This window comes from Rhizobium sp. SL86, assembly GCF_026672545.1.
Taxonomy (GTDB): domain Bacteria; phylum Pseudomonadota; class Alphaproteobacteria; order Rhizobiales; family Rhizobiaceae; genus Neorhizobium.
In genome coordinates, this window is sequence record NZ_JAPPRJ010000006.1 from 77,771 (window position 1) to 97,616 (window position 19,846).

At 63.6% G+C, this 19,846-nt stretch carries 8 protein-coding genes and 5 pseudogenes; 8 read left to right on the forward strand and 5 right to left on the reverse strand.

Annotation, left to right across the window (positions count from 1 at the left end):
* Positions 1-121: 121 nt before the first annotated feature.
* Both OU993_RS19310 and OU993_RS19315 read right to left on the reverse strand, forming a co-directional pair.
* A pseudogene (locus OU993_RS19310) lies at positions 122-517 on the reverse strand (DDE-type integrase/transposase/recombinase); the annotation flags it as partial.
* Between the two features lie 67 nt (positions 518-584).
* A complete protein-coding gene (locus OU993_RS19315; protein WP_268160237.1) occupies positions 585-1,178 on the reverse strand; it encodes a group II intron maturase-specific domain-containing protein in 594 nt (197 codons plus the stop codon).
* An 82-nt stretch (positions 1,179-1,260) separates the two neighbouring features.
* On the opposite strand from OU993_RS19315, the pseudogene OU993_RS19320 reads away from it, so the two are divergent.
* The 4 genes and pseudogenes from OU993_RS19320 to OU993_RS19335 all read left to right on the forward strand — a co-directional run.
* Positions 1,261-1,961 (forward strand): annotated as a pseudogene (locus tag OU993_RS19320) (IS3 family transposase); the annotation flags it as partial.
* Positions 1,962-2,626: 665 nt separating this feature from the next.
* The gene (ltrA, locus tag OU993_RS19325) at positions 2,627-4,141 is read left to right on the forward strand and encodes a group II intron reverse transcriptase/maturase (protein WP_442793011.1); all 1,515 of its coding nucleotides are present in this window, start codon (positions 2,627-2,629) and stop codon (positions 4,139-4,141) included.
* A gap of 73 nt (positions 4,142-4,214) precedes the next feature.
* Positions 4,215-4,664: pseudogene (locus tag OU993_RS19330) on the forward strand (IS3 family transposase); the annotation flags it as partial.
* 158 nt (positions 4,665-4,822) lie between these two features.
* Positions 4,823-6,277 (forward strand): reverse transcriptase domain-containing protein, encoded by a 1,455-nt coding sequence (locus OU993_RS19335; protein WP_442793012.1) that lies wholly within the window; start codon positions 4,823-4,825, stop codon positions 6,275-6,277.
* A gap of 419 nt (positions 6,278-6,696) precedes the next feature.
* Here OU993_RS19335 and OU993_RS19340 read toward each other — a convergent pair.
* Positions 6,697-7,113, reverse strand: a pseudogene (locus OU993_RS19340) (transposase); the annotation flags it as partial.
* A 277-nt stretch (positions 7,114-7,390) separates the two neighbouring features.
* On the opposite strand from OU993_RS19340, the pseudogene OU993_RS19345 reads away from it, so the two are divergent.
* The 4 genes and pseudogenes from OU993_RS19345 to OU993_RS19360 form a co-directional block, all read left to right on the forward strand.
* Positions 7,391-7,558, forward strand: a pseudogene (locus OU993_RS19345) (IS3 family transposase); the annotation flags it as partial.
* Between the two features lie 171 nt (positions 7,559-7,729).
* Positions 7,730-8,854, forward strand: coding sequence for an ABC transporter permease (locus OU993_RS19350; RefSeq protein WP_268160387.1), 1,125 nt, complete (start codon positions 7,730-7,732; stop codon positions 8,852-8,854).
* Positions 8,851-9,585 carry an ABC transporter ATP-binding protein gene (locus OU993_RS19355; RefSeq protein WP_268160239.1) on the forward strand — a complete coding sequence of 245 codons (735 nt, stop codon included), beginning with the start codon at positions 8,851-8,853 and terminating at the stop codon, positions 9,583-9,585. Before OU993_RS19350 ends, OU993_RS19355 begins: the two co-directional genes overlap by 4 nt.
* Positions 9,582-10,898, forward strand: a complete 1,317-nt coding sequence (locus OU993_RS19360; RefSeq protein WP_268160241.1) for an HlyD family secretion protein — start codon at positions 9,582-9,584, stop codon at positions 10,896-10,898. Before OU993_RS19355 ends, OU993_RS19360 begins: the two co-directional genes overlap by 4 nt.
* A gap of 444 nt (positions 10,899-11,342) precedes the next feature.
* Here OU993_RS19360 and OU993_RS19365 read toward each other — a convergent pair whose 3' ends face one another.
* Positions 11,343-18,419 carry an amino acid adenylation domain-containing protein gene (locus OU993_RS19365; protein ID WP_268160243.1) on the reverse strand — a complete coding sequence of 2,359 codons (7,077 nt, stop codon included), beginning with the start codon at positions 18,417-18,419 and terminating at the stop codon, positions 11,343-11,345.
* A gap of 5 nt (positions 18,420-18,424) precedes the next feature.
* Entirely contained in the window at positions 18,425-19,843 is a 1,419-nt protein-coding gene (locus OU993_RS19370; protein ID WP_268160245.1) for an MATE family efflux transporter, read from the reverse strand.
* Positions 19,844-19,846: the final 3 nt, after the last annotated feature.

The following is a 19,846-nucleotide window of genomic DNA, read 5'->3' on the forward strand; positions in this document are numbered from 1 at the left end:
GGAAGATGACTTGGAAACCAGCAACCCGCGCTCGCCGCAGCAGAGGATTCACTGGCCCGCGGGCGGTCAACCGCATCGTGTTGCATACGTATGAGATCAGGGTACTTGACACCACCGCCCCATTACGGAAGTCGGCCCATTCGAGGGTGGCGAACTCCACGGCTTCGAAGTTGCGCCATGGTCCCCGGCGATGGATGACCTCGGCCTTGTAAAGACCGTTGATCGTTTCTGCGAGAGCATGGTCGTAACTGTCGCCGACGCTTCCGACAGACGGCTCGATGCCCGCCTCCGCCAGCCGTTCGGAATAGCGAATGGACACATATTGCGAGCCACGATCGGAATGATGAACCAGCCCGCCACGTTTGACGGGCCGCCGATCATGAAGCGCTTGGTTGAGAGCATCGAGGACGAATCCCGCGTGCGCCGTTCGGCTGGCCCGCCAGCCAACGATACGGCGGGCGAAGGCATCGATTACAAAGGCCACATAGACGAAGCCCTGCCAGGTCGCCAGTGGAGTAAGAAGCGCGGATGCGCTTCTCCTCCCCGAACCGTACGTGCACCTTTCAGCGCATACGGCTCTCTATTCAAGTTTGGCCCATGGCCATAACAACGTCATGGTAGTGCGACGTGACGGTACTGCGGTCTTCAAGCCGGAAGATGTATGGGTTTCCCTCCGGATTGCGCCACCGCAATTGCGCCTTGGGGCTTGAGACAAGCCGTTGCAGCGCTTTCCCGACAGGGTCGCCGCGTTCATTGCGACCAAACACGAGCCAGGTTTTCGCCTTGCCCAATTCCGGGACCCTGAACCATTTCCGCATCAATGGTTTGATGCGGGATCGGTACTTGTGTCCCAGCCAATGCGCCATTTTCCAGAACACGACATGGTCGATGCGCCGGAAGACATACGCCGTGAAGTCGGTGAACTTGTAGAACGCCGCCCATCCCGCCAATTGGCGGTTTAGGCCGGCGATCATGTCGACCGTGCTGACACTATGATTGCCGGAAAGGGTTTCGGTGAGCTTGCGGACAAACCCCTTGGCCTTTTCCTTGGGTATCGTCGTGACGATGGACATCCGTCCATGCGCCCCACGCTTGCGGATGATCCGGTGCCCCAGAAAGACGAAGCCGTCATTGACGTGTGTGACATGGGTCTTTTCCATGTTCAGCGTCAACTTCAACTCACCTTCCAGAAACGCCCGGCATTCTTTGGACTTGCCTCGGAAAAGTGGAGAGGTTTTCTTGAGTTGAAAGGAAACCGGAATGCCGAAGCAGAAGAATTTTACGAAGGAATTTGAGACCGAAGCGGTGCGGCTGGCGCAGACGAGCGGGCGGACTCAGCGTGAGATCGCACAGGACCTGGGCGTCGGCCTATCGACGCTGGTGCGCTGGATCGGCCGTAGCCGTGATCGGGCGATGGATGCGCCGGCGGTATCCGCTGCCACCGAGGACATGGCGGTCGAGTTGAAACGGTTGCGCAGGGAGAACGAAATCCTTCGGCAGGAACGTGAGATACTGAAGCGTGCCGCGACTTTTTTCGCCAAGGAGGGAAGTCGATGAAGTTCCGTTTCATCGACGAGGCGAAAGATGAATTCCCCGCACACCGCCTCTGCAAAGTTTTGGGCGTCAGCCAGAGTGGCTATTTCGCTTGGAAAGACCGGGCAGCAAGTCGTCGGCAGCGCGAGGACATGGTGATGCTCGCGCATCTGCGCTCGGCCTATGCGCTGTCTCACGAGACCTATGGCAGCCCACGCATGACGCGGGAATTGCAGGACAGTGGCTTTGCCATTGGTCGGAGGCGCACAGCACGGCTGATGCGAGACAATCGCCTGCATGCCCGGCAGAAGCGTCGGTTCAAGCGCACGACCGACAGCCAGCATGCTGTCCCGATTGCACCCAACATCATCGATCAGGACTTCGCCGCAATCGGCCCCAATCAGAAATGGGGTGTTGATATTCCCTACGGTGCGCCTCGCCCCAATCGGGGAGGCATATGACTGGAATGCAAAGAGAAGGGAGGATGTGAAGACTTGCCTGCTCCCTGCTGCGAGGGGGGCATGAGCCCAAGCGGCGGTGACTTGCCGTCAACTGGCAGGGTGACGTAGCCCGCAGGTAAAGGGGATTGAGGCGAAGCCGTTACGCCGAGATGGTTCCCTAGGCTGAAGTATTGGAAGGTTGAGGAACACGAACCGGTTAACCCGCATCTGAGGGCTGAAATGTCGCCTTCGCCTACACGGCTTAACAGGCGGAATGCTGATGAAGCTGCCGGACACGTAAGTCGGCGGCATCCGAATACGGGCGTATATGTAGGTCGCCCGCATGGGGTCATGGGGAGAATGCAGCCAGACCATGGCATCGGCATCGACTTGCGGAACGCAAGGGAAAAGACTGCGACCGGCAACCTCACCAATACGCTGACGTCCAGCATATGAACGAGGGAAGGCATGATGGAATGATAACGAAGTATTGCGTCGCAAGGGAGTTGACCCTGATGTCCATCATGTTGGCGGAGTTCTCGTAGTAGTTCGGGATGGGGAAAGCCCATCACATGGCGAAGGGGAACAGTTCAAACTGCTTGAAGTGCAAACTATCTGACCAAGCGAGGTGAAGACCTTTGATAATCAGTGAAATGCAGCACAAGCTCGCAACATGGGCCGAGAGCGATCCAAACCGACGGTTTGATCGGCTTCTTCGGCTGATTGCCAATAGGGAATGGCTTGCCGAGGCTGCTCGGATGGTTCTGGCGTCAAGCGGCGCACGAACGCCGGGCATCGACGGAATGGATAAGCAAAGGCTTCAGGTCAAACTGGATCAGCATCTGGACGACCTGCGGACAAGCCTGCTGGAGGAGACCTATCGCCCCCAGCCGGTCAAGCGCATCTATATCCCGAAATCAAACGGCAAGCTACGACCACTGGGTATTCCGACCCTGACGGATCGCATTGTCCAACGCGCCATGCTGATGGCCATGGAGCCAATCTGGGAGAGCGATTTCCATCGTTTATCCTATGGCTTCCGGCCGGAACGGAGCGTGCATCATGCCGTCCGCACCGTGAGGATACAGCTTCAGGATGGTGCCGACACGACGAGGGGCCGCTGGATCATCGAAGGTGATTTGGCCAGCTACTTCGACACGGTCCATCACCGGCTGCTTCTGAAATGCGTGCGGCGACGTGTGCAGGACGGACGGTTCGTCGATCTACTCTATCGGTTCTTGAAAGCAGGCCACATCGACCGTGGCCTGTTTACGGCCTCAAGCGAGGGTGTCCCGCAAGGTGGCGTTCTGTCACCGCTCCTGTCCAACATCATGCTCCACGAGTTTGATATCTGGCTGGAGGCGAAATACCTGAACAAGAAGGCCCGCAAGGATCGCTGGGCATGGAACTTCGGCATCCAGCAGGGCCGCCCCATCACGGTTCGCGAGAACCGGCAATGGAAACCGGCTGTTGCCTATTGCCGATACGCTGACGACTTTGTCGTGATCGTAAAAGGAACCAGAGCTCAGGCAGAGGAAATCCGCGAAGAATGCCGGGCGTTTCTGGAAGGTGAGTTGAAGTTGACGCTGAACATGGAAAAGACCCATGTCACACACGTCAATGACGGCTTCGTCTTTCTGGGGCACCGGATCATCCGCAAGCGTGGGGCGCATGGACGGATGTCCATCGTCACGACGATACCCAAGGAAAAGGCCAAGGGGTTTGTCCGCAAGCTCACCGAAACCCTTTCCGGTAATCATAGTGTCAGCACGGTCGACATGATCGCCGACCTGAACCGCCAATTGGCGGGATGGGCGGCGTTCTACAAGTTCACCGACTTCACGGCGTACGTCTTCCGGCGCATCGACCATGTCGTGTTTTGGAAACTGGCGCATTGGCTGGGACACAAGTACCGATCTCGCATCAAACCCTTGATGCGGAAATGGTTCAGGGTCCCGGAATTGGGCAAGGCCAAAACCTGGCTCGTGTTTGGTCGCAATGAACGCGGCGACCCTGTCGGGAAAGCGCTGCAACGGCTTGTCTCAAGCCCCAAGGCGCAATTGCGGTGGCGCAATCCGGAGGGAAACCCATACATCTTCCGGCTTGAAGACCGCAGTACCGTTACGTCGCACTACCATGACGTTGCTATGGCCATGGGCCAAGCTTGAATAGAGAGCCGTATGCGCTGAAAGGTGCACGTACGGTTCGGGGAGGAGAAGCGCATCCGCGCTTCTTACTCCACTATGGACCCGCGAGGGTTGGCTGTATCTTTCCGTCGTCATCGACCTGTTCTCTCGCCGCGTCGTCGGCTGGGCTGTGGGTGACCGGCTGCACCGCGAACTGGCACTCAATGCTCTTCGCAAGGCCATTGTCATGCGGCGTCCAAAGCCTGGCCTGGTCCATCATTCCGATCGTGGTAGTCAATATTGTTCTATCGACTATCAGGCGCTCCTGCGCAGCAAAGGCATTTTGATCTCAATGTCGGGAAAGGGAAATTGCTATGATAACGCCATGGTCGAAACGTTCTTCAAGACGTTGAAATCATAGCTGATCTGGAGGACGATCTATCAAACCCGAAACCAGGCCGAAAATGCCATTGCCCGCTATATCGATGGCTTCTACAATCCCACCCGTCGGCACTCGGCGCTTAACTACCTAAGCCCCGCACAGTTCGAGAGACTGGCCGCTTGATCTGAAAATGCCTCTCCACTTTTCCGAGGCAAGTCCAACAGCCGCGCCACGCTTGTGTCCATAACCTCCGTAATGGACACAAGCCTGCTAAACCCATCTCTGCGGCAAGACCTGAAAATCGCGCTTAGTGCGGCTGCAAAGCCGATGAAAGATAGTTGATGAAAGTTCAACACGGAGAAGAAGTGGCGAATCACTCTGACCCCGAGTCATGCGGGGCACATCGCGAGGTGTGCGTCGAAGCGTTGACAGGGGAAACCGGCAGGCCGGCCATTGAGCCGCGAAATGATCAATTCGGGATGCCGACGCTGTTAAGCGAAGCGGAAGGCAACACGGTGCATGGCGTCAATCGCAAGCCATGCCCCGATCCCGCGCGGTCGGAGACCCTGTGCATGCCGGGAAGTCTTTCATACGGAAGCAGCGAGATCTCATCAGTGTCCAGTGCGAAAGGACTGGACGGGACTGGGAAGGTCGTTGACCACAATCCAGTCGTCAACGCTTATGAGAAGTCGGATACGTCCATAGTACCGCAGAAGTTGCCGAACAAAGGAGATGATCCTGCGGAGGCAATGGAGGGAAGGGGTGTAATCGGAGGGAACGCCTTTGAGACTCCAGCGTGCCGGACACAGAGCCGGTTAAAACACGCTTCGATGGGGATCGAAGGTGTACGGGAAGCCGCCAAGCGGAACCCGAAGATGCGTTTCACGGCGCTGATGCACCACATCACTCCGGCGCTATTGGTGAAGAGCTTCCATGCGCTTCGCAAGCAGGCGGCGAGCGGTGTGGATGGCGTGACGTGGTACGACTATGAGAAGACCCTCGACGGGCGTGTGCACGAACTGCACCGGGAGATACAATCCGGTGCATATCGTGCACAACCCTCTCGACGGGTCTACATTCCGAAGAATGACGGAAGACTCCGTCCACTCGGCATTGCAGCGCTGGAAGAAAAAGTCGTGCAGATGGCCGTTACCACGGTCCTGAACGCGATCTATGAGCAGGACTTCCTGGGCTTCTCATATGGGTTCCGACAAGGAAGGGGACAGCATGACGCGCTGGACGCCTTGTGGGTTGGGATCGACAAACGGAAGATCAACTGGATATTGGACGCGGATATTCGCTCGTTTTACGATGAAATCGATCACGAGTGGATGCTCCGTTTCCTGTCGCATCGAGTTGGTGACCGCCGGCTGATACGTCTGATCTACAAATGGTTGAAAGCGGGCACGATTGAGGATGGCCGCCGCGTGGCATCGACGCGAGGAACTCCCCAAGGATCTGTAATTAGCCCCGTGCTATCGAATATCTATCTGCATTACGCATTGGATTTATGGGTCCAGCAATGGCGTACTCGACATGCCAAAGGCGACGTGATCATTGTCCGTTATGCCGACGACAGCGTGACACGGGTTCCAGTACGAAGGAGAGGCGCAGCGCTTTCTGCAAGCATTGCGGGAGCGGCTCGCTCAGTTCGGCTTGCAACTACACCCGGAGAAGACGCGGCTGATTCGCTTCGGGCGGTATGCCGCGCGACAATGCCGGGAACGTGGTATCCGCAAGCCAGAGACCTTCGACTTTCTGGAATTCACGCACTGCTGCGGCAGGCGGCGCAATGATGGAGGCTTCAAGATTGTCCGTCTGACAATCAAGAAGCGAATGCGCACGACGCTGACGGCCATTCGGGAAACGCTAATGCGACGGCGCCATGAACCAGTGGCAATAGTAGGTCGGTGGCTAAGGCAAGTGTTGCAGGGGTATTTGAACTACCATGCGGTGCCCGACAATCTGAGAAGATTGGGAGGGCTCCGCTGGGAAGTTGGTCGCGCCTGGCGACACGCTTTGATGCGTCGAAGCCAGAGACACCGGCTGCCTTGGGATCGATTCCAAAGGCTGCTTCGCAAATACCTGCCGCCATGTCGTCTGTTGCACCCGCATCCAGATGCTCGGTTCACCGTCACAACATCCGATAGGAGCCGTATGCGGTAGTGCCGCACGTACGGATCTGGCCGGGGGGCGATGGGCAACCATCGTCCCTACCGGGACCATCGATCATGACGTGGATAGGCCCGTTCTCAGGGACACGATCACCTGGCCGCTTGTCCGGAACTCTCCGCTTACTGGCCCGACGGCTCAGTGTCGTGTGATCGGGAACGGCGAGATCCAGGCCCATCAGTTTCAGTAGCGATGTCAGCAAATCCTCCGTCTGGCGCAGCCGCAGGCCGAACATAAGTCCCAGGGTCAGGGCAGTCTCAATCGCCAGGTCGGAATAGCGGGGCTGTCCACCGCGCGTCATCCGCTTCGGCGCCTGCCATGATGACAACGCCTCCGGCGTCACCCAAAGTGTCAGGCTACCGCACCGACGAAGTCCTGCCTCATACTCCGCCCAATTCGTCACTTTGAACTTCATCTTGCCGATACGATGGCGGCGGGACGCGTTGTGTTTGAAAGGCATCGTTGTGGGAGAGACCAATAATTGCGATGGCCGATCGCCTACGACACCGCCATTAACGATCCGCGCACCAACGCTGAAGGACGCGATACGAACGCAGCAATGGCAGACACAACACTTTCTGCCTCTTGCAGCAGACGGCACGGCTGAATCACCGGAGTTGGTACGAAAACTCTTTCAAATTTGATGCCTTCAGAACAGAGTTCTCACTCTGTTCTGAAATGTCGGACAGATTGGATACTTTCGTGTCGTGACGCCAGGAAGCGAAGATGAGACAAAAATCTCCGGGCCACAGAAATCGACGGCCGAGAAGACGATCAAGGACATCCGCCGCCCCACGCGCAAGCATCATTCGGCCGAGGACAAAATCCGTATTGTGCTGGAGGGCCTTCGCGGCGAGGACAGCATTGCAGCAATCTGCCGCCGCGAAGGGATCGCCGAGAGCCTCCGCGTGGCGGCGCGATTATGTCTTTGTTTACCATACTCTCATATTCCTTGGTTGAAGAAGACGGCCGGAGGCTCTCGGCTGGCAGGCGTTGCCCAACCACGGTGGGGCGAGCGCAGGCCGTCAGTCAGCCTGCAAGACGGCCGGTCGCCAACCTGCGGAGCGTGTCCTCGCATGACCACCCTGATTGCCTGGCGCAATCTCGTGCATGAGCCGGTTCGCTTCATCGCGACCCTGATCGGCGTTGTCTTCGCCGTCGTGCTCATGGCGATCCAGATGGGCATGCTGCTCGGCTTCTCCGTTACCACGGCCGGGCTCGTCGACAATGCGCGCGCCGACATCTGGATGGTGCCGCGCGGCACGACGAATGTCGACCAGTCCTCGCTCCAGCCGCAGCGCAGTGTGTTCCGAGCGCTGAAGACCGACGGCGTGGAAACCGTCAGCCGCCATATCGTGCGCTTCGTTTCCTGGAGGCGTCCGCAAGGCGGCGCGCAGCTCGTCATCATCGTCGGCTTCGACCCGCAGACTCGCATGGCCGGCCCCTGGAACGTCGTCGAGGGGGATGTCGCGGACCTTTCCGCGCCGAGCGCGGTCATGATCGACCGCCTTTACGCCGGCAAACTCGGCGTGTCCAAGATCGGCGACCGGGTTGAGATCAACGGTCGCAAGGCTGTCGTCGCGGGCTTCACGGAAGGCGCACGCACCTTCACGCAGGCGCCCTACGTGTTCACGACCTACAACAATGCGCTGCGCTACACGGATGTGCAGGATGGCGATGCGAGCTATGTTTTGGTGAAGGCGGCGCCGGGCGTGGCGATCGGCGACCTCGTCGCGCGCCTGCAAGCAACCTCGCCCGATACCGACATCATGACCGCGAGCGCCTTTGCCGACAAGTCCCGCAATTACTGGATTTTCACCACCGGTGCCGGCACCGCCCTGCTCTTGGGCGCCTCGCTCGGCGCCGTGGTCGGCGTCGTCATTCTTGCCCAGACACTCTACGCCGCGACGCTGGAGCGGATCGGCGAATATGCGACGCTGGCGGCCATCGGGGCGGGCCATGGCTACCTCAATGCGATCGTGCTGAAGCAGGCGCTGATCTGCGGCGGCGTCGGTTATGCGATCGCCGCCGTCATTGCGAGCGTCGTTGCGTTACTTGCGCGCAATTCGCCGGCTGCCATTCTCCTGCCGCCCACCGCGCTGGTCGGGCTGGGAATTGCCGCCTTGGTGATGTGCTGCCTCTCCGCCCTCGTCGCCATCCGCAAGCTGATGACGATCGATCCGACGAGTGTGTTCCGATGACCGGTTTCGATCGCTCCATCCGCGTGGAAAACGCTCACCTCTGGTATGGCAAGGGCGAAACGGGCACATATGCGCTGCGCGGCGTGTCGCTCGTTGCCGAACCCGGCGAGGTGCTGATGGTGCGCGGCCCCTCCGGCAGCGGCAAGACCACCCTGCTTCAATTGATGGGTGCGCTCAAGGTGCCGGACAAGGGCCGGGTGACGATCTGCGGCGAGACGACGGAAAATGCGTCGGAGAAAGACTTGCGCCAGTTGCGTCTGTCGCGCATCGGCTTCGTCTTCCAGTTCTTCAATCTTTTCCCAACCCTCACGGCATGGGAAAACGTCGCCATTCCCCTTGATATTCGCGGCGTGGACCGCCGCAGCGCAGAGCGGCGCGCGCGCGATCTGCTCGCCGAAGTCGGCCTCGCCGACCGTGCCGAACACAAGCCGGGGCAGCTTTCCGGCGGCCAGCGCCAGCGTGTCGCGGTGGCGCGCGCACTGATGAACGAACCCGACGTCATCCTGGCGGACGAGCCGACGGCGGCGCTCGACGGGGTGACGGGGGCAATGGTTGTGGATGCTTTCCGCCGGCTGGCCCGGGAGAAGAATCGTGTGGTGGTGCTCGTCTCACACGACCAGCGCGTGGAAAACCTCGTCGATCGCGCGATCACGATAGAAGACGGTCTTGTCGTATCCGAAGCTGGAACGGTGCGCGCGGCGGCGCCGGGCGAGAGTAGGAGTTTGCGTTGATTTTCACTGCGTCCCGGACCTCGGCGAGCTTCGCCGTCTTCTTCGTCACCACGGCGACGGCGATCGCCCTCTTTCAGGACGCGCCGGCCAGGCCCGGCATCGCGATCAATCCCGTCGTCACCGGCACGACAGTACCGGTCGATCCGCTGTTCGCCCAGGGAGACGGCGAGGAAGCGGCGCGTATCGTCGCGGGCCTCGGTGTCGTCGAACCCCTGACGGGTGCGACGGACGTCGCGTCGGGTATGGTCGGCGTGCTCGCCTCCGTCCTCGCCGACGAAGGCGACCGCGTCAGGCGGGGGCAGGTGCTAGCAGAGCTTTTCAACGACGACCTTAAAGCCCGTGTTGCGCAGGCCGAAGCGACGCTGCAGATCAAACGCGCCCAGCTTGCCATGATCGAAAAGGGGCCGCGCCAGCAGGAAATCCTCCAGGCGGAGGCCCAGGTGCGGGAAGAGGAAAGCAATCTGAAGCTCCTCAACCTGCAGTTCGAACGTCGCCGCACCCTGGCAGCCCAGGGTGCCGTTTCGCGCGAGGAAGTGAACCAGGTGGCGAGCTCCCTATCGGCCAGCCGCGAGCGGCGGGCCTCCGCGATCCAGGCGCTGCTGATCCTGCGCGACGGCTCGCGGCCCGAAGAGGTCGATGCCGCGCGCGGCGAGGTGGCCCTTGCCGAAAACCAGCTTGCCGAAGCCCGCGCTGCCGTCGAGAAATCCTATGTGCGTGCGCCGATCGACGGCATCGTCCTGCGTCGCTACCGCGAACCGGGCGAAGCCATTACCTCGCAGGCGGCCGCTTCGGTCATGCAGATTGCCGACATATCCCGCCTAATCGTCCGAACCCAGATCGACGAGGCCGATATCGCGGCCCTCGCGGTCGGTCAGACGGCGACGATCTCGGCGGCGGCCTTTGGCGAACGCAAGCTCACCGGTACCGTGCAGCGGATCAGCCCCCGGCTCGGTGCCAAGACAATCACGGCGGAAGGTCCGACTGAAAAGCGCGACACGCGCGTCCTCGACGTCATCGTCGCGCTGCCGGAAAACATCGTAGTCCCTATCAACCTGCGGGTCGATGTGCTCATCGACGTCTCGTCGGCGCCGACGACGATTAAGCCGGAGCTGCGCGGCACCCTTCAGGCGTCGCCGGAGACCCTGGCACTTTTTCAGGATATCGACCCCATCGACATGATCGAAGAGGAAAGCTGCGTGCCGGGCCACAAGCCCGAAGACGCGGCCCGTACCTGCCCCTTCGCCTCCGCGCCCACCCTTGTCGATCCCACGCAGACGGGCGCCATCCGCAAGCTCGCACGCCGCGACGAATAGGGCATTCGACTATTGATGCCCGTCCGGCGCCCCGATTGTGGCCGGGTGCTCGCGGCGGTGTCCTCCTGACGTTTTTCATCGCCATCGGGTTTCAGAAAGCTGACGCCCGCTCACCAACATACTACACCTCTCCAATCGAGGGTAGAAGCCGCGTGCGTCGAGCCATCCGGCTCGTCAGGGAGGATGAGCCGCCCAGACCGAGGCAAAGGCTTTGCTCTCGAACAGGAGTGACGGTTATGGGATTCATCCCGATCACCATCACGCTTAAGATAGGGAAAACCCGTACGGGCTGGCGAGCTTACGCGCAGGTTCAATCCCTAGTCTGAGCGAAGAGCTTCCGGCGGTTTACGCCATCGTAAGGACTCCTGAAAAATAACGCCGTCGCTCGCAGAATTCAAGACCGTTGCATGGGCGACGCCCGTTCGCGTTCGCGCGCCAAGCCCTTCAATGGAAGAACCGAGCAAGCGTTGCGGCATTGTCGCGGTTCAGAACGGCGAAATGATCGACGTCCCACGGGGCCTGGAGATCGGGCCGAGCGGATTTCGTTGTCCAGTAGGCTTCGCGGGACGGGTCCGGCGGAAGCTCGCCACGGCGCACCCGCAGGTAGACGAGTGGGGTTTCGACCGGCTGCGGAGCATAGGAGTGGGAGAGCCGCATGTTGTTGGCGACGACAGCCGTCACCCGCTGCTCCTGAGCCGGGTCGATCGGGGCGTCGGAGCCGGCGCGGTCGCGTTCGAGGCGGACGATGCGGGCAGCGGTGTGCTCAGCCATCTCCATGTTCCAGGCTTCACCTGCGGGCGAGGTATCGATCATCACCAGACGCTCAACCGTCTCGCCCATGGCTTCCAGCCGGCGGGTGATCTCGAAGGCGAGGAGACCGCCGAAGGAATGGCCGATCAGCGCGTAAGGGCCTTGCGGCTGGCAGGTACGGATGGCCGCCATGTAGCTCTCAACCATCGCATCAAGGCTTTCGGCCACGCTCTCGCCGGCATCGAGACCGGTCGCCTGGATGCCGTAGACGGGACGTTTGCCGGACAGCAGGTCGGCGATCCCCAAGTAGCCGAAGGGCGCGCCGCCGACGGGATGGAAGCAGAACACGGGGCGGCCGGGGCCATCGCCGAGCTTGATCAGCGGCCCGCCCGCTTTCAGCGCCTTGCCCGAGCGGATGTCATCGGCAAGCGTCCTGACGGTCTGGGCGCGGTAGAGGGCCGCGACGGGGAGGTCGATGCCGAGGTTCTTCTTGACGCTGGCAGAAAGCCGGAGCGCCTGTAGCGAATGGCCGCCGGCGGCGAAGAAGTTGTGGTCGATGCCGAGACCATCAAGACCGAGCAGCTCGCGCCACAGGCCGAGCAGCGTAGCGTCGAGGTCGTCGCGTGGCGGTGTCGCGGGTTCGGCGTCCGACGCAAGGTCGGCAGCCGGCAGGGCGGCGACATCGAGCTTGCCGTTCACCGTCATCGGCAGGGCATCGACGGCAACCAGAGCCACGGGCACCATATAGGCCGGAAGGCGCGCGGCAAGATGCGCACGCCAGTTCGCAGTGGCCTCCGCTGAGCCATCCGTGACGGCATAGGCCACGAGAACCGTCTCCTGGCTGCGTTTCGCGGTCACGACGGCAGCGGATCGGACGGCGGGATAGGCGCGCAGGGCAGCGGCGATCTCGTCGAGTTCGATGCGATGGCCACGGATCTTCACCTGGCTGTCGGCGCGACCGATGAACTCGATGGCCCCGTCAGCGCTCCAGCGCGCGAGGTCGCCGGTCCGGTAGAATCGGTCGTCCGGTCCACCGAACGGGTCGGGCAGGAAGCGGGCGGCGGTTTCCTTCGCGCGGCCGAGATAGCCTTCAGCGACGCTCGCGCCGCCGATGTAGATCTCACCCGTGATGCCGTGTGGAACGGGTTCCAACGCCGCATCGAGGATCAGCACGCGGTAGTTGGGAAGCGGCCGACCGATCGGCAGCGTCGCTGCCGTCTCCGTGCCCCGGAAACGATAGGCGGTCGCATCGATCACGGTTTCCGAGGGACCGTACATGTTGAAGATCTCGACACCGGGCAGGGCAGCGGCAATGCGCCGCGCGACGGCCGTCTGGAAGGCCTCGCCCCCCAGCATCAGGCGCCTGAGCGCCAGACCCGGCGGCACGGGCGCCTCGACCGCCGCATCCAGGAAGGTGGGGCTGAAATTCATGTGCGTGACGCCGTCGCGGGCAAGCGCTGCCCAGAACTCCGCACCCGAAAGGCCGGCCGGGTCATCCATGACGACGACGGTGGCGCCCGCCAGCAGCGGCGTGACGATCTGGCCGATCGAGACGTCGAAGCCGATCGACAGCGTTGCGGCGACCCGGTCGCCGGACCCGATCGGGTCGTGCGCGAGACGGGCCTCTGCAAGGCTGACCAGCGCGCCATGGCTGACGACCACGCCCTTGGGGCGACCGGTCGAGCCGGAGGTGTGGATGATGTAGGCCGGGTCGGCGGCGGTGATGGCGATAAGTCCGGCGCTCTCGACCGGATCGTGATCCGGCCCGTCCTCCCAGTCGAAGGCGTCGAGGTCGATGACAGGGCGCGCGCTCGTCCCTGCTGACGGCAGATGGGTGGCGCTGGCCTTGTCCGTGATGATCGTGGCGGGATCGGCGGTCTCGAAGACGCCCGCTATGCGCTCGGCGGGATTGCCCGGATCGAGCGGCATATAGACGCCGCCGGCCTTCATGACCGCGAGGGCCGCAACCGGCAGGCGCTCGTTGCGCCCGACGATGACGGCGACGGGCTGACCGGGGGCGACACCGAGACTGATCAGCCGATGGGCGAGGCGATTGGCCTTTCGGTTCAGCGCCGCGAAGGTCAGCGAGCGAGAACCATGGATGACGGCTAAGGCATCCGGTTGTGCCGAGACATGGCGCGCGAAGAGTGCCGGTATCGGTAGGCGGTCCACGGTGCGACTTTCGCCGGTCCCAAGCGCTATGAGAGCGGCGCGCTCCTCCTGGCTCAGCAGCGGCAGGCGGTGGACGCTGACGTCCGGCGCCTTCAGCGCGGCGGACAGCAGAGTGACGTAATGCGCGGCCATGCGTGCGACCGTCGCGCGCTCGAAAATGTCCGTCGCATAGGCAATCGCGCCGGAGAAGCCGTTTTCTCTCTCCGTCAGCACCAGCGTGAGATCGAATTTTGCGGTCGCCTCGGGAAGCGGAACGGCATGTGCCGTCAGATCGCCGAAGGCGAAATGCGAGGGTATGGCAGGCTGGAGCGCCACCATGGTCTGGAACACCGGATGCAGGCCGGGCTGGCGCGGCGGGTTTAGCGCATCTACCAGCTTTTCGAAGGGCAGGTCGGTATGGGCGAAGGCCTCGCCCATGCGTGCCGTCAGCCGTTCGGCCAGCGTCTTGAGGCCTGGTGCGCCGGAAAGATCGGCGCGCAGGACCATGGTGTTGACGAGGAAGCCGACAATGCCTTCGAGTTCCGGCGCGCCGCGATTGGCGGCAGGCGCACCGAAGACGATGTCGTCCTGCCCGGACCAGCGGCCCATCAGCGCGCTCCAGGCTGCGGCGAGCACGATGAAGGGCGTCGTCCCGGCGGTGCGGGCAAATGTTGCGACGGCGGCGGCCGCTTCGGGCGGCAGGCTGAGCGGGATGCTGGCGCCCGCGCTGCGGCGCACGGCCGGGCGGGGCCGGTCGAGCGGAAGCGCAAGGGCATCCGGTGCACCGGCGAGCGCGCCGCGCCAATGCTCGGCTTCGCTGGCGACGGCTTCGTCGGTCAGTGTCTTGCGCTGCCACAGCACGTAGTCGGCATACTGGACGGGGAGTGCCGGCAGATCGGGTGTCTCGCCGCCTGCAAATGCAGCGTAGGCAGCCGAGAGCTCACGCATCAGGATGCCTGCCGAAAGGCCGTCCGAGACGATGTGATGGGTGACAAAGACGAGCAGGTGGCTCTGAGGGCCGGCGGTCAGCAGTCTGGCGCGGATCAGGCAATCGCGGCTGAGATCGAACGGCCGGATGGCTTCGGCCTCAATCGCTACGTGGATTGCGCCTGCATCGGCGGGCTCATCGATGGTGAGGCGCATGCGGCGGTCGTCGTGGATGACCTGAACGGGCATGCCATCTATCTCGGCAAAGCCGGTTCGCAGGCTCTCGTGCCGTGCCACGATCGTGTCGAAGGCGCTGGTAAGGGCCGCGACGTCGAGCGCTCCGTCCAGTCTGAGCACGACCGGGATGTTGTAGGCCGCGCTCATCGGTTCCAGCCGGTCGAGGAACCAGAGGCGTTCTTGTTCGAAGGATAGCGGCAGGGGGGACGGCCGCTCGGATGTCGCCAGAAGGCGTGCAGCGCCAGCGGCGGCTGCGGGTACGCCGAGCAGCGCATCAATTCGGGCCGCCAGATCGCCAAGCCGGGGCGATTCAAACAGCATGCGCAAGGAGAGATCAATCTGCATCGTCTCGCGCAGTTTCGTCGCCATCTGCGTCGCCATCAGAGAATGGCCGCCAAGGGCGAAGAAGTGGCTGGCGGTGGTGACGTCGCCGACGCCGAGCAGGTTGGCGTAGAGGCCCGCAATCATCATTTCCGTCGGTGTCGATGGCGGGGTGCCGCCCTCGCTTGCGGCGGCTGTCGGATCGGGCAGCGCGCGCTGGTCGAGCTTGCCGTTTGCGGTGAGCGGCAGAGCCGCGAGGAAAACCACGGCGCTCGGCACCATGTGGCTCGGCAGGTGCGCGGAAAGATGGGCGCGCAGGGCTTCGCCGTCCTGTTGCTCGACCATTGCGGGCACGACATAGGCGATGAGACGCGGCTCGGCGCCGCCCTTGCTGCGGGCGATGACGGCCGCCTGCGCCACATCGGAATGCTGGTGCAGCAAGGCCTCGATCTCGCCGAGCTCGATGCGGATACCACGGATCTTCACCTGCGCATCGCGCCGGCCGAGGAAGCCGAGCGTGCCGTCCTCGTTCCAGGCGGCCCTGTCGCCAGTGCGGTAGAGCCGCCCCAGCACGGGATGCTCGACAAAGACCGCGTGGGTCAGGTCCGGACGATCCAGATAGCCCTCTGCCAGACTCGCACCACCGATGTACAGTTCACCCTCGATGCCGATGCCGACCGGTGCCAGCGCCGTATCGAGCACATGACCGGTGTAGTTCGGGAGCGGCCGGCCGATCGGCAGGGCGCGTCCGTCGATTGCGTCGCGGGCTGGACCGGCATCCGGAAACCGCCATGCGGTCGCGTCGATGCAGGTCTCGGTCGGGCCGTACATGTTCCAGACGGGAATGCCGAGCCTGTCCGAAAGCCGTGCGGCAAGTGCCGAAGAGAGGGGTTCGCCGCCGAGCATCAACTGTTTCAGCGCCGTCTTCTCCGGAGCGTCTGCGAGCATGGCCTCGAAGAGGGAAGGCACGGAATTGACATGAGTAACGTCGTGGCGAACCAGGAACGACCAGAACGTCGCGGCGGAAATGCCTCTGATGTCTCCGGCGACCACGACGACCGCCCCATGCAGTAGCGGGGTGAGCAACTGGCCGAGCGACACGTCGAACCCGATGGAGATGGCCGCCAGCACCCGGTCGCCGGGACTGATGGGGTCATGGTCGACGCGGGCGAAGGCGAGATTGGCAAGCGCGCCGTGGCTGACGGCGACACCCTTTGGCGTGCCGGAGGAGCCGGAGGTGTAGATGACATAGGCGCGCGAGGCTGCGCTGAGGCCACTCCGGTCGGGGGCCGGTGTGGCGGGTCCTGACAGAGGCCAGCCATTGGCGAGCAGAAGGTGCGGGGTCTCTTCGGGCAGTACGGCTTCGCAGGCGGCGTCGGTCAGGACCGCCACGACGCGGGCTTCGGCGATCATGCCGGCGATCCGTTCGGCCGGGTAGGCGGGGTCGAGTGGCAGGTAGACGGCGCCGGCCTTCAGGATGCCGATGAGCGCGGCGATGCTCTCGATCGACCGCTCCAGGCACACGCCCACCGAATCGCCGGGGACGATGCCCTGTTCGCGAAGCCGTGCGGCAACGCGGTTGGCCGCCTGGTCGAGGCCGGCGAAATCCAGTTGGCCGGTGTCGCTGACAGCCGCGATTGCCGCGGGATTGGCCGCCACCTGGCGTTCGAAGAGGTCCGGCAGGGTTGCGGAGGGCACAGCGAGGCTCCGTCCGGCTGACCATGCCGCAAGGGCGGCGCGTTCTTCGGCGGCCAGACCGTCCAGCGTGTCGAGGCGGCGATCGGGGTCCTCCAGGAGGGTAGCGAAGACGTTGTCGAGCACGTCGCGCAGGCGGAGCATGTCGGCGCATGACAGGATGTCCGGATCGTAGCCGAAGCCGATCGTCAGGCCGGCGCTGCCCGGCTCCTCGTCCACGTAGATGCCGAGCGGCGAGCGTTCGCGTTCGCGGATCGGCGCTGATGTCACCGGCAGGCTTCCGATCGTTACGGCCGGCCGTCGCAGGCCCGGCATGATGGTGACGGCGACGTCGAAGAGGTTGCGCTCCGGGCGCTCGTCGAAGGCGCCGGTGGCGGCAAGGGCCCGGCCGATGGCATCGACGGGAAGGCGCTGGTGGCGCAGATCCGCCTCCGCGTCCGCAGCGAATGCCGTGATGGCCCGTCTGAGCGTCGCGCCATGATCGATGCGGCAGCGCACGGGCAGGATGCCGGCCAGCATGCCGATCGTGCAGCGCGTCGTCGCCTCGCGCCGGTGCAGCGCCATGCCGATGGTGAAATCCTCGCGGCGGAAACGGCGCGCAAGCGCGATCGCGATCACCGCCAGCAGCGTGCGGTGCGTCGTCGTGCCAAGCGCGCGGGCCAGAGCGTCGAGGGCCGCGTGTTCCGTTGCGCCGAAGCGCAGCGGCGGGATGAGGTCTGCCGCCTGTCGGTCGTCCGGCGACGTCGCCTGCACGGCGAGGCCGTCCAGTACGAGACCGGGAAGCGGCGAGAGCCGGGCGGTCCAGTAGGCGAGGTCTTCGGCATGCCGGGGCGAGGCGGCATAGGCCTCGTCATCGGCAACGACGTTGCGATAGGTGGAGCGCGGCATGACCGCGTCGGTGCCGCCGCCATCCTCCTCGCCTTCGCCGCTGAGCGTGCGGTAGGCGTTCAGCCAGTGGGCCTGCGCAATGCCGAGTGCCACGCCATCGGCCACGAGATGGTGGGCGAGAAGCATCAGCTGGAAACGGTTGTCCGAAAGCTTCAGGAGATCGACGCGAAACAGCGGCTCGTCGCCGAGCGCAAACCCTCGACGGTGCATCGCCTCGACATGGGCGCGGGCAGCGGCTTCCGTATCGGCTTCATCCGTGAGATCGACGAGGCGGAAGGGCGGGCGCCCCGCAGCCTCGATGCGCTGGCGCGGTTCGTCGCGGTCGATCCGCAGGCGCAGCGCCTCGTGCCGTCCCGCCATCATACGCACGGCCTGGCGTGCAAGGTCCGGATCGATGGCGCTTTCGAACGTCACGACGCAGCCGACCTGATAGGCAGAGGGATCGTCGATCAGGCGCATGTCGAGCCACACCGCGCGCTGGGCGTGGCTGAGCCCGAACCAGTCTGCGGCATCGGTTGCGGGAATGCGGGAAAGGTTCGGCTGAGCGGTCATTGCGGTCACGCGGGCAGGGTTTCGAGGGACGGGCGGGTGCCGAAGACGGCGATGAGGCGGGCAAACAGCAGGGTAAGCCGCAGCAGGCTGGTGATGATGATTGCCTGCATGAGGCCGAGCACGCCATGGTCGAGCTTGAAGGCGAAGGCGGCGGCGAGCAGGACGGTCAGCACCATGCAGCCGACCTGGATCAGCGTCGGCAGGCCGATATCCTTGCGGGCGCGAAGGGCGGCAAAGACACCGTAGCTCATGCCGTCGAGCATCAGTACCAGACCGCTGATCGGCAGGAGCGACGTCATCAGCCCGGCGAGGGTCTCGTCGGGTGTGAAGTGGGTGGCGATGGTGCCGGGGAGTAAGAAGAGGATAGCCGTGAAGGGTGCGAGAACGATGGCGAGCGCCGCGAGATCGCGCCAGAGCCGCTTCGTTGCCTGTCCGGGTGCCGCCGATGCGGCGCGCATGGAGATTGCATCGCCGATGCCGGCGGCAAGCAGCAGGCCGGGCAGGTTCAGCACCCAGCCGGAGGCAAACGCCGCAAGTGCAGCCGTGCCAAGCCAGCCGGCGAAGACGGTTAGCCAGACGCCAAGCGCATGCATGCCGGCGGCCGTGCTCGCAGCACCGAGACTGAGTTTCAGGTGATCCCGCCTGCCGGACGCGGCGCGTGCCTTGTCAGGTTGATGCGCCCTGCGGAAGGCTGCGGGTCCTTCGATGCGGCGCAGAGCCATGACAAGTGCCACGGCAAGCGCGATGCGCACAAGCGTTGTCGCTGTCGCCGATCCTGCCGTACCCAGCGCCGGGATCGGGTCGAAGCCGCCGATCAGCAGGGCGTTCAGCCCGGCATTGGCGAGATTGGCCGCGATCATCCACCGGGCCACGAGCCCGGCGCGGCCGATACCTTCCAGATGCACGGCAGCGGCAAGCGCCACGAGGCCGGCCGGCAGGCCAGCGGCAAGGATGAGGATGACGGTGCCGGAGCGGGCGGACAGTGCTGCCTCCTGACCCGAGGCGGCGAGCAGCACACCGGCGAACGGTGCCAGGGCCAGAACGACAAAGCCGGCGAGCAGGGCTGCGGCCGTCGCACGATGCCAGACGGCGATGCGTTCGGCGGTTCTCTCCGGCAGGCGCGCCGCAGCGGTCAGCACCAGTGCGGCATGCAGGCCAGAAATGCAGATATCCACGATGCGGCCGAAAGTGCCGTCGGCAAGCGTGGTGGCCGCCAGTTCGCTCGATCCGAGGCGTGCGACCATGAGTGCGTCGACGATCGCCATGGCGGCGATGCCGGCGCGCGACAGAACCATGGGGGCGGCCTGCCGCAACAGGCCGGGGCCGGCCTCGTTTCCGAGACCGCCCGAACCTGCGCTGGCCGACCCGATGATGTCGGACCGCTGGCTACCGTTGTCTGCCGTGTCGCCCCCCGCCTGCTGCATGCG